Raw genomic sequence first — 10178 nt, 5'->3', positions numbered from 1 at the left:
TACGATCGCGAGCGCGTATTCGGTGCGGGGAGTCCCGGAGGCGACGGTGTCGACCCCGGTGACGTGGGACGAAATCGACGACGTCGAACCGCAGGACCTCAGGATGGACACGGTACCGAGCCGGTTCGCGCGTCTCGGCGACCTGCACGCCGGTATCGACGACGCGGTGTTCTCGCTCGGAACTCTCCTCGAGTGGGCCGAGCGGGACGAAGCCGAAGGTGCGGAAGATACCGCACCGCAAGAGGATCGGTGAAAAGTGGATCGGTTCTCAATAGCCGGCGCGGGGATCGATCACGGCCAGCGGCTCGAGGCCCGAGGCGAATCGCGTGATGTTCTCGGTGACGTGCTCGACATAGGCGGGGACTCGCAGAGCGGGGGGATTGGAATCGTGGGGAGTGATCATCGCGTTGCGCAGTGACCACAGTGGATGACCGTCGGGCAGGGGCTCGGGGTCGGTGACGTCGAGGCCGGCCCCGGCGATCGTGCCCCGGGTCAGGGCGTCGACGAGGGCGTCCGTATCGATCAGGTTGCCGCGGGCCACGTTGACGAGCCACGCGGTCGGCTTCATCGAGGACAGTTCTTCCGCGCCGATCAGCCGCTCGGTCTCGGACGTCGCCGGGGCTGCGATCACGAAATGATCTGCCAGAGGCCAGAGTTCGTCGATGCGTTCGACGGGGAAGGTTTCCACGGCTCCGGGCACCGGACGGCCGGTGCGAGTGACCGCGAGACTCTGGGCGCCGAGTGCGGCGAGCATCGGAATCAGGGCACGACCGATGCCCCCCGTGCCGATGATGCCCACGGTGGCGCCGCGCAGGGTTCCCAGGCGGGGATAGAAGTCTCCGGGCGTCCACGAGGTCGCGGCGAGGTGGTCGGGCAGCGCCCGCACGCCGGCGAGCAGGAACATCACCTCGTGCTCGGCAACAGTGGCGGCGTACGCCCCGGCGGCCGAGCTCCACGTCACCTGGGGATGCGCCTTGATGATTCCTTCGGTAAGCCAGTTCTCGACTCCCGCCGCCGGTAGCTGCACCCAGCGCACCGAAGCCGGCAGAACGGCGGGAAACGTCTCGTGTCCGCCCGTCCAGACGAGGGCGTCGGGGCACTCGTCGAGCGCGCAGACGGTGCCGCCGCCGCTGGTGACCGCGCGGGCGAAGGCGGGCTCGAGGCTCGGGCCGACGGCAATGCGGGACGGACGCTCGGAGGTCATGGTGTCGACTCTAAGCGTCCGTCCCGCATCGGTCACGTCGGTACGGTCCCGGCAGTTCTGTCAGGCAGATTCCACCACGAGCGGGTAGACCCCGTTCTCGTCGTGGACCTCACGTCCGGTCACGGGAGGATTGAACACGCACAGCATGCGCATGCGGGTCTCGGGCTCCACGCGGTGACGTTCGTGCCCGTCGAGCAGGTACATCGAGCCGGGAGCGAGGTCGTACACCTTGTCGTTGTCGAGGTCGTACAGCTTGCCGGTGCCCTCCACGAGCCACACGGCCTCGATGTGGTTGGCGTAGTGGAACGCGTTGACGGTTCCGGGCTCGATGGTCGTCTCGTGGAACGAGAATCCGACCTTGTCGCCGGCCAATACGATGCGCTTGCTGCGCCACTGTCCGTCTTCCGAGGTGACGTCGCGCTCGGTGCCGGTGATTTCCTCGGTGGTGCGTACGATCATGGTGAAGTGGAAGTCCTTCTGTCTCAGTAGGATTCGGTCGAACTCAGGCGCGGACCTTGGCGGTCGCCTCGGCGAGGATGTTCAGGCCGAACTCGAGTTCGTCGTCGGAGATGGTCAGCGGCGGCAGCAGCTTGACGACCTGGTCGGACGGACCCGACGTCTCGGCGAGCAGGCCTTCGTCGAATGCCAGCTTGCACACCTTCTGGGCATCGGCCGGGTCGTCGAAGACCAGGCCCTGCACCAGGCCGCGTCCACGGGTGGACACACCGTCGAACATGTCGGACAGGTTCATGAAGGTCTGACGGATCCGCTCGCCCTTGCGCAGGGTCTCGCGTTCGAGCTTGTCGTCGTTCCAGTAGTGGTTCAGCGCGGCGGCCGCGGTGACGAAGGCCGGGTTGTTGCCGCGGAACGTGCCGTTGTGCTCGCCCGGGCCCCACACGTCGAGTTCGCGCTTGAACAGGGTCAGGGCGAGTGGCATGCCGTAACCACCGATCGACTTCGACAGCGTGACGATGTCGGGCGTGATGCCGGCTTCCTCGAACGAGAAGAAGGCACCGGTACGGCCACAGCCCATCTGGACGTCGTCGACGATGAGCAGGATCTCGCGCTCCGCGCAGAGGTCCGCCAGAGCGCGAAGCCATTCCGGGCGTGCCACATTCACGCCGCCTTCGCCCTGCACGGTCTCGACGATGACCGCGGCGGGGCGGTTCAGTCCGCTGCCGGAGTCGTCGAGGACCCGCGAGAACCACTGGAAGTCTTCGGTAACCCCGTTGAAGTAGTTGTCGAACGGCATCGGTGTCGCGTGCACCAGCGGGACACCCGCGCCGGCTCGCTTCATCGAGTTGCCGGTCACCGACAGCGCTCCGAGCGTCATGCCGTGGAACGCGTTGGTGAAGTTGATGATCGACTCGCGTCCGGTGACCTTACGTGCCAGCTTCAGTGCCGCCTCGACACTGTTGGTGCCGGTCGGGCCGGGGAACTGGACCTTGTAGTCGAGTCCGCGCGGCTTCAGGATCACGCGTTCGAACGTCTCGAGGAGTTCACGCTTGGCGACGGTCTCCATATCGAGTCCGTGGGTGATCCCGTCGCCCATGATGTAGTCGACGAGGGCCGACTTGAGCACGGGATTGTTGTGGCCGTAGTTGAGCGCACCGGCTCCGGCGAAGAAGTCGAGATAGTCCTTGCCGTCCACGCTGCGAATCCACGATCCGGACGCCTTGTCGAATACGGTGGGCCAGGCGCGGCTGTAGCTGCGGACCTCCGATTCGAGATGCTGGAAAATATCGATGTTTTCTGCGGCCTCGGGCTTATGCTCCAGGATGGTCATGAAGTGTGGTCCTCCTGTATAAATTTCGACGGTCGGAGAATTCGGCGGCAAATCTGCGCCGAATCACTCGCCGATCGTGTAAAGATCCTCTGCCAGATGTGAATCAGGAAAATCATCGGGTGCGAACAAGTCGGTTCGCGTGATGTGTGTTCCGCGCCGGCGGGCCAGTGCGGTGAACATCGCGATCGACGCACTGTTGTCGGGGCTGACCGTAGTTTCCAGCCGCGTCACGCCCGACGGGCGCAGGCGGTCGAGCAGGGTGTCGAGCATCTGTCCTGCCACACCGCGACCGCGCTGATCAGCATCGACGGCCACCTGCCAGACGAACAGCGTCTGCGGCGACTCGGGCCGACGGTAACCGGTGACGAATCCGACGGGGCGGTCGTATTCGTCGGCGGCGATCACCGAGGTCTCGGCGAAATCGCGGCACCACAATACATACGCATAACCCGAATTGACGTCGAGCACCTCGGAATCGCGGGCAATCTGCCATATCCGTGTTCCGTCGGCGATCCGCGGGCTTCGAAAACTCAATTCAGCCGGTCCAGTGGACGGGGTACTTCTTTCCGTAACGGGCTTCATAAGTGCTCCAAACCTAACAAGTCTCGATGTCGAAATCACCCCTTTGGCCTGATTCCCTCTCGAAACCCTCCATTCCGTGCAGGTGAGGCGTGTGTTGTGATGCCCGCCACATTTCGGTAGCATCGCCGCGCCGGGGGACGATTACTTCGGGCTTGCGAGCGCAAAGGGCAACACCGAATCGGCTCCCGCAGCGGCGAGGGTTCGCGCCGCCATCGTGAGCGTCCAGCCGGTGTCGGTCACCGCGTCGACAAGAAGGATCGGACCGCGCACTCCGGCGAGATCCGGTTCTTCCCATGCATCGACGAGCGCGGCGATCCGGTATGCGGAGTTCGCAGCCGTCACGGGTGGATGCCCCGCTCGCTGTCGTAATAAACCGAGATCTTGCAATCGTCCGATTCGGGCGAGTTCGGAGGCGAGCGTCGAGGCCAGAGTCGGGTGCGTCGGCGACTCGACGGCCATCACCGCCGTGGGTCGCTCCGTCCAGTCCCAGGCCGCCAGCACGGCGATCGACGCCTTCACCACCGCGTCGGGGGCGGGCGCGTCCGGTCCGTCGAGCAGAGCGCGCAGCCGCGGCCCCCAGCCGAGGTCGGACAGCCTTCCCAGCACCCGGCCCGGCTCCGGTCCGTCGGTGATCCGACCCGACAGGGACACTCCCAGGGTGGTCATCCCGGTCGGCCATTGTTTGCGCGGCGGAAGATCGATTCCGGGCCGCTCGAGACGCTGCCTGGTCCGTGCGACCTCGGCGTCGTCGACCGCGTCCGTCCAGCGCGGGCCGGCGCAGTTGTCGCATCGGCCGCATCCGGGGGTGTCCGCGCTCAGCTCCGGATCGTCGAGTTGGCGACGGAGAAAGACCATCCGGCACTCGGAGGTCCGCTCGTAGTCGAGCATCGCCTGCTGCTCGGCGGCGCGGGCCTGCTCGAGGCGGGCGTACCGGTCCGCGTCGTACTCCCAGTGCATCCCGGTGGAAACCCAACCGCCCTTCACCCGGCGCACCGCGCCGTCGACGTCGAGGACCTTGAGCACCATCTCCAGACGCGACCGGTTCAGGTCGACCCTCGGTTCGAGTGCCTGCGTGGACAGTGGGCGCTCGGCGTCGAGTGCCTCGACGACCCGGCGCACAAGCGACTCCTCGGGGAACGCGACGGACGCGAACCACTGCCAGATCTGCCTGTCCTCGCTGCCGGGCAGCAAGATCACCTCCGCGCGGTCGGTCGACCGGCCCGCACGCCCGACCTGCTGGTAGTACGAGATGGGGGAGGACGGGGCGCCGAGATGGACGACGAATCCGAGGTCGGGCTTGTCGAACCCCATCCCCAGCGCCGACGTCGCCACGAGGGCCTTGACCCGGTTGGCCAGGAGATCGGCCTCGAGCTGTTCTCGCTCGGCAGTGTCGGTCTGACCCGTGTAGGCGGCCACGGTGTGCCCGTGATCGGCGAGCAGCGCGGCGAGGTCGCGCGCAGCGGACACCGTCAACGCATAGACGATGCCCGAACCGGGCAGCTCGTGCAGGTGCTGGGCGAGCCACGCCGCGCGCCGAGCCGGCTCCGCGATCCGCACGACCGACAGGTGCAGCGACGGCCGATCCAGTCCGCCGCGCAGAATCAGCGTCCGGCCGGCTCCGTCCCCGTCGGTCCCTTCCCCGACGCCGAGCTGGGCCGCAACATCCGACACCACGCGGTCGTTGGCCGTGGCGGTTGTGGCGAGCACCGGGATGCCCTCGCCGAGTTCGGCGACGAGCGTGCGGATGCGCCGGTAGTCGGGGCGGAAGTCGTGACCCCAGTCGGACACGCAGTGCGCCTCGTCGACGACCACGAGACCCGCATCCCGCGCGAGTGACGGCAGCACCCGGTCGCGGAAGTCGGGGTTGTTGAGTCGCTCGGGGCTGACGAGCAGCACATCGACTGCGCCGTCGGCGATCCGCTGATGGATCTCGTCCCACTCCGTCATGTTGCCGGAGTTGATGGTCGCGGCGCGGACGCCGGCACGTTCGGCGGCCTCCACCTGGTTGCGCATCAGCGCGAGCAGCGGCGAGACGATGACTGTCGGGCCGTGCCCGTGCGCGCGGAGCAGCTTGGCGGAAATGAAGTACACCGCGGATTTGCCCCAGCCGGTGCGCTGGACGACCAGCGCGCGCCGTCGCGCGACGACGAGGGCTTCGATCGCGGTCCATTGGTCGTCGCGCAGTCGGGCGCTCGGCCCGGCGAGTCCGCGGAGCAGTCGCTCGGCTTCGTCGCGCAGGTCGGTGGTTGCGGTGCTCATGGAGCCATCGTGCCGCAGTGCGGTGACACCACTGGCCGAAGTGCCGCGCCGGATTCGTCGGATCCGCGCGACGAGCGGGCAGTATCATCCGTCGAGCGGCGGCGTCGGGGCGGCGAACGAGCGCCGGCGCCGAATCGTTACGCGGCAGCGCCCCGCCGGGTGCGCTTCCGTGGTGTTCGATCCGGGAAGTTTCGAAGTGGCTGGGAGACAAGCGTTTCGGGGTGAGCTTCGTTGATCCGCGTGGTCACGATCGCGTCGGCGGACGCAGTGGTCCGCGTCCCTCGGATCCGACGACTGTGACGGTCGCTTCGTTGTCGGGGCTAATCTGTTCGCTATGCAAACACAGCTTTCTGCGTCCGTGCCGTCACCGGCCGCGTCCCGGATCCACCACGAGGGATACCGGGCCAAGGTCATCTCCGCGGAGCAGGCTGTGCAGTACATACGCCCCGGAAACACGGTCGCGATCAGCGGTTTCGCGAGTGCCGGGACCCCGAAGGTCGTCACCCCCGCGCTGGCCGACCGCATCCGTCGTGCGCGCGCCGCCGGCGACGACTTCACGATCAATCTGCTCACCGGCGCCTCGGTGGCGTCGGAGACCGAGCGTCTGCTCTCGGAGGTAGACGGCATCGCATTGCGCATGCCCTACCAGGCCGAGCCTACCGCACGCGGCAAGATCAACGACGGCCGGATGGACTACGTGGACATCCATCTGTCCCACGTCGCCCAGCAGGTGTGGCAGGGCTACTACGGCCACGTCGATGTCGCAGTCGTCGAAATCGCGGGCATCACCGAATCGGGTGAACTGATCCCGGCCACCTCGGTGGGCAACAGCAAGACCTGGCTCGACGTCGCCGAGAAGATCATCCTCGAGGTCAACTCCTGGATCCCGGAGGCGCTGGACGGATGCCACGACATCTACTACGGCACCGCTCTCCCGCCGCACCGCAAACCCATCCAGCTCACCGATGTCAAGGACCGGATCGGACAGCCGTACTTCCGGGTCGATCCGGCGCGGGTCGTCGCAGTCGTCGAGACCGCCGCGCCGGACAGCGCGACCCCGTTGACCGCCCCGGACGCGACGAGCGAGGCGATCGCCGCGCACGTACTCGAGTTCTTCGACTACGAGGTGCGCGCGGGACGTCTGCCCGCCGACACGCTGCTGCCGCTGCAGTCCGGCGTCGGCAATGTCGCCAACGCGGTGCTCGGCGGACTTTCGCGCGGACCCTACCGGGGTTTGACGTGCTACTCCGAGGTCGTCCAGGACGGCATGCTGCAGTTGATCAAGGACGGAACCGTCCGCTACGCATCGGCCACCGCGTTCGCGCTCTCCGCGGCGGGACTCGACGAATTCGTCCGCAACATCGACTTCTATCGCGAGCACATCGTGCTGCGTCCCCAGGAGATCAGTAACCACCCGGAGATCGTCCGGCGGCTCGGCGTCATCGGTATGAACGGGATGCTCGAGGCCGACATCTACGGGAATGTGAACTCCACGCACGTCATGGGCAGCAGGATCATGAACGGTATCGGTGGCTCCGGCGACTTCGCTCGCAACGGATACCTGTCGATCTTCATGAGCCCGTCCACGGCCCGCGGCGGCGCGATCTCGTCGATCGTGCCGATGGTGCCCCACGTGGACCACACCGAACACGACGTGCAGGTGATCGTCACCGAGCAGGGGCTGGCGGACCTCCGGGGTCTGTCGCCTCGTCGCCGGTCCCGGGTGGTCATCGACCGGTGCGCCCACCCCGCGTTCCAGGCCGAGCTCCACGACTACGTCGAGCGGGCCGAAGCGGCGCCCGGATCGGGTCACACTCCGCACCTGCTCGGCGAAGCGTTCTCGTTCCATCAGCGCTTCCAGCAGACCGGCACGATGCTGGCCGACTGATCGCGCCTTCCTCAGGGGCCGCCGACCGGGGCGGGGTCGATGGCCTGCTGAGGCAGGGTCGTAGACACTGCAGCCGAAATGTCTTGCAGCGGTGTCGGACCCGATCCGTTCGGCACGGTCAGCGCGAGATAGACCGGGCGATCGACCACGAACCAGGTGCTTGCGTCGATGCCCTGTTCCGCGCCGGACACCTCGAACCACTGCACGTCGTCGACGACCTGCAACGCCGAGGCCTGATCGAACTCGTCCGGCCGTTCGAGGCCGCACCGCAGCACGACCTCTCCGCCCTCGGCGGACTGCCAGGCAGCCGCCCCCACCGGCGCCGGGTCGGCGAGTTCGGCACGCGAGTAGTCACCGAGATCCTCCGGTAGCGCCTCGAGCAGTGCCGTGCACGACTCGGATTCGGCGTCGGGTGCGGGGACGGGGCCGAGCCCTACCGGTGAGGTCACCGGCGACCGTGTCACGACGACCGCGGCCACGACGATGCCCACCAGCAGCGCGACCGGCAGTGCGATCGCGGTGGCGATGAGAGCAGGATGGCGGCGTGCGGGGTTGTTCGTCGTTGCGACGGACTCGTCGGGATCGGGCGTGGGGGAGTTGTCTGTCATGGCGTCCAGCGTGGGGTCTCTCGGGCGGGCAACGGTAGCGTGAATCGAACCTAGCAGGGCGCTCGGCGTCCCGTCGCTGTCGCCGACCGAGAAAGAGGCGCCTGTCACCGTGTCAGATCCGACCGGACCCACCGTCGCCGACGTCGGCGAATTTCCCGCCATCTCCCGTGCCGTCGCCGGACGGCGGCAACCCGACACCACCCTCGTCGGACCGGGCCACGACGCCGCGGTCGTCGCGGCCGGAGACGGGCGTGTCGCAGTGTCGACGGACATGCTCGTCGAAGGCAGGCACTTTCGTTTCGACTGGTCCACTCCACGCCAGGTGGGCCGTAAGGCCGTCGCCCAGAACGGCGCGGACGTCGCCGCGATGGGGGCCCGTCCCACCGCCTTCCTGGTCGGGCTGGGCTGCCCGCCCGACACTCCCATCGCCGTCCTCGACGAGATCTCCGCCGGGATCGGGGAAGCGGCGGAGGAGATCGGTGCGGGCGTGGTCGGTGGCGACCTCGTGCAGGCCGGTCAGGTCGTCGTGGCGGTGACGGTCCTCGGCGACCTCGAAGGCCGCGCGCCGCTGCTCCGGTCCGCTGCCCGTGCCGGCGACACGGTCGCGCTCGCCGGCCGTACCGGCCGCTCGGCCGCCGGTCTCGCACTCTTCGGGGCCGGGCATCGGGGATATCCGGCTCTGCTGGATGCCCACCGGGTGCCGTCCCCGCCGTACGCGGCCGGCGTCGAGGCGGCGAGGGCGGCTGCACATGCCGCCACCGATATCTCCGACGGGTTGATCGCCGACCTCGGGCACATCGCCACCGCGTCCGGCGTCATGATCGACATCGAGCGCGACCTTCTCGAGCCGGACGACGAACTGCGCTCTGCGGCAGTCGAACTGGGCGCTGATCCATGGGATTGGGTCCTCACCGGTGGTGAGGACCACGCTCTCGCCGCGTGCTTCGCAGCGGATGTCGCGCTTCCCGACGGCTGGCGCCGAATCGGCACCGTGCGGGCCGGTCGGGGTGTCACCGTCGACGGGCGCCCTCGTACCGGTTCCGGAGGGTGGCAGAGTTTTTCCGCCGGTCACTCGAGATAGGTTGCTCGCATGGCTGTCTACGCACTCGGCGACCGCATTCCCGATATCCATCCCGACGCGTGGGTTCATCCCGACGCGGTGGTCATCGGCAACGTCACCCTCGGAGCCCGCGCCTCGGTGTGGCCGTCGGCCGTCCTGCGCGGCGACTACGGCACCATCACGATCGGTGAGGAGACCAACATCCAGGACGGCACGATCATCCACTGCACCGCTGTGGAAGCGACCGTCCTCGGGGCGCGGTGCGTGGTGGGCCACAATGCCCACATCGAGGGGGCGACGATCGGCGACGGTGCCCTCATCGGCTCCGGGTCGCTCGTGCTGAACGGGTCGATCATCGGGGCCGGCGCCCAGGTGGCGGCCGGCGCTCTCGTCCCGCCGCGCTTCGAACTGCCGCCGCGCCGCATGGCGATGGGCGTCCCCGCCAAGGTCCGTGACGGCTACGAGGTGCCGGAAGGCAACTTCGACGGCAACGCGAAGATGTATGCGCACAATGCGGACTACTACCGCACCGCGCTGCGTCGCCTCGACTGATCCGCCGCGACTGATCCGCAGCGACCGAGCCGCAGCCAAGAGCGATCCGACAGGGAGTTCACGACGTGACCGAGCAGACGACGGAAACGCCCTCGCGGCCGCTGTCCGACATCATCGAGCCGGGATGGGCTGCCGCGCTTGCGCCCGTCGCCGGCGAGATCACGGCGATGGGCAAGTTCCTGCGGGCCGAAATCGCCTCCGGACGCCGATATCTGCCGAGCGGGCCGAATGTGCTGCGG

Annotated in this window: 10 protein-coding genes and 1 pseudogene; 5 read left to right on the top strand and 6 right to left on the bottom strand. The window is 67.8% G+C overall.

Translation table 11 applies throughout. The features are described 5' to 3' along the window. The coding region (gene ligD, locus Q8814_RS21175; RefSeq protein WP_456239114.1) for a non-homologous end-joining DNA ligase LigD at positions 1-253 on the top strand (253 nt) is incomplete at its 5' end. Positions 254-268: 15 nt separating this feature from the next. Here the strand turns inward: ligD and Q8814_RS21170 are convergent. From Q8814_RS21170 to Q8814_RS21150, 5 genes are all read right to left on the bottom strand, one after another. Beyond that, positions 269-1204, bottom strand: a complete 936-nt coding sequence (locus tag Q8814_RS21170) for a D-isomer specific 2-hydroxyacid dehydrogenase family protein (RefSeq protein ID WP_330153964.1) — start codon at positions 1202-1204, stop codon at positions 269-271. A gap of 60 nt (positions 1205-1264) precedes the next feature. Next, entirely contained in the window at positions 1265-1663 is a 399-nt protein-coding gene (locus Q8814_RS21165) for an ectoine synthase (protein ID WP_330153963.1), read from the bottom strand. Positions 1664-1706: 43 nt separating this feature from the next. Next, the gene (ectB, locus tag Q8814_RS21160) at positions 1707-2990 is read right to left on the bottom strand and encodes a diaminobutyrate--2-oxoglutarate transaminase (protein ID WP_330153962.1); all 1284 of its coding nucleotides are present in this window, start codon (positions 2988-2990) and stop codon (positions 1707-1709) included. Between the two features lie 63 nt (positions 2991-3053). Further along, positions 3054-3572, bottom strand: a complete 519-nt coding sequence (ectA, locus tag Q8814_RS21155; RefSeq protein ID WP_330153961.1) for a diaminobutyrate acetyltransferase — start codon at positions 3570-3572, stop codon at positions 3054-3056. A 141-nt stretch (positions 3573-3713) separates the two neighbouring features. Next, a complete protein-coding gene (locus Q8814_RS21150; protein ID WP_330153960.1) occupies positions 3714-5831 on the bottom strand; it encodes a RecQ family ATP-dependent DNA helicase in 2118 nt (705 codons plus the stop codon). Between the two features lie 334 nt (positions 5832-6165). Here Q8814_RS21150 and Q8814_RS21145 point away from each other — a divergent pair, with 334 nt between their 5' ends. Next, positions 6166-7719 (top strand): acetyl-CoA hydrolase/transferase family protein, encoded by a 1554-nt coding sequence (locus Q8814_RS21145; protein WP_330153959.1) that lies wholly within the window; start codon positions 6166-6168, stop codon positions 7717-7719. A gap of 11 nt (positions 7720-7730) precedes the next feature. Here the strand turns inward: Q8814_RS21145 and Q8814_RS21140 are convergent, their stop codons facing one another. Next, positions 7731-8327 (bottom strand): DUF3515 domain-containing protein, encoded by a 597-nt coding sequence (locus tag Q8814_RS21140; protein ID WP_330153958.1) that lies wholly within the window; start codon positions 8325-8327, stop codon positions 7731-7733. 109 nt (positions 8328-8436) lie between these two features. On the opposite strand from Q8814_RS21140, the gene Q8814_RS21135 reads away from it, so the two are divergent. The 3 genes and pseudogenes from Q8814_RS21135 to Q8814_RS21125 all read left to right on the top strand — a co-directional run. Further along, positions 8437-9408: a thiamine-phosphate kinase gene (locus tag Q8814_RS21135; protein WP_330153957.1), complete on the top strand. Its 972-nt coding sequence runs from the start codon at positions 8437-8439 to the stop codon at positions 9406-9408. Positions 9409-9417: 9 nt separating this feature from the next. Continuing rightward, positions 9418-9939, top strand: coding sequence for a gamma carbonic anhydrase family protein (locus tag Q8814_RS21130; RefSeq protein WP_330153956.1), 522 nt, complete (start codon positions 9418-9420; stop codon positions 9937-9939). 65 nt (positions 9940-10004) lie between these two features. Next, a pseudogene (locus tag Q8814_RS21125) lies at positions 10005-10178 on the top strand (uracil-DNA glycosylase); the annotation flags it as partial.

This window comes from Rhodococcus chondri (assembly GCF_036327435.1).
GTDB lineage: Bacteria > Actinomycetota > Actinomycetes > Mycobacteriales > Mycobacteriaceae > Rhodococcus > Rhodococcus chondri.
Note: the sequence above shows the minus strand (reverse complement) of the source record. Positions and strands in the feature narration are given on the sequence as shown.

Bases quoted from the DNA above. Each gene is read 5' to 3' on its own strand.
- Q8814_RS21170 (WP_330153964.1), bottom strand. From the start codon at position 1,204: ATGACCTCCGAGCGTCCGTCCCGCATTGCCGTCGGCCCGAGCCTCGAG.
- Q8814_RS21165 (WP_330153963.1), bottom strand. From the start codon at position 1,663: ATGATCGTACGCACCACCGAGGAAATCACCGGCACCGAGCGCGACGTC.
- ectB (WP_330153962.1), bottom strand. From the start codon at position 2,990: ATGACCATCCTGGAGCATAAGCCCGAGGCCGCAGAAAACATCGATATT.
- ectA (WP_330153961.1), bottom strand. From the start codon at position 3,572: ATGAAGCCCGTTACGGAAAGAAGTACCCCGTCCACTGGACCGGCTGAA.
- Q8814_RS21150 (WP_330153960.1), bottom strand. From the start codon at position 5,831: ATGAGCACCGCAACCACCGACCTGCGCGACGAAGCCGAGCGACTGCTC.
- Q8814_RS21145 (WP_330153959.1), top strand. From the start codon at position 6,166: ATGCAAACACAGCTTTCTGCGTCCGTGCCGTCACCGGCCGCGTCCCGG.
- Q8814_RS21140 (WP_330153958.1), bottom strand. From the start codon at position 8,327: ATGACAGACAACTCCCCCACGCCCGATCCCGACGAGTCCGTCGCAACG.
- Q8814_RS21130 (WP_330153956.1), top strand. From the start codon at position 9,418: ATGGCTGTCTACGCACTCGGCGACCGCATTCCCGATATCCATCCCGAC.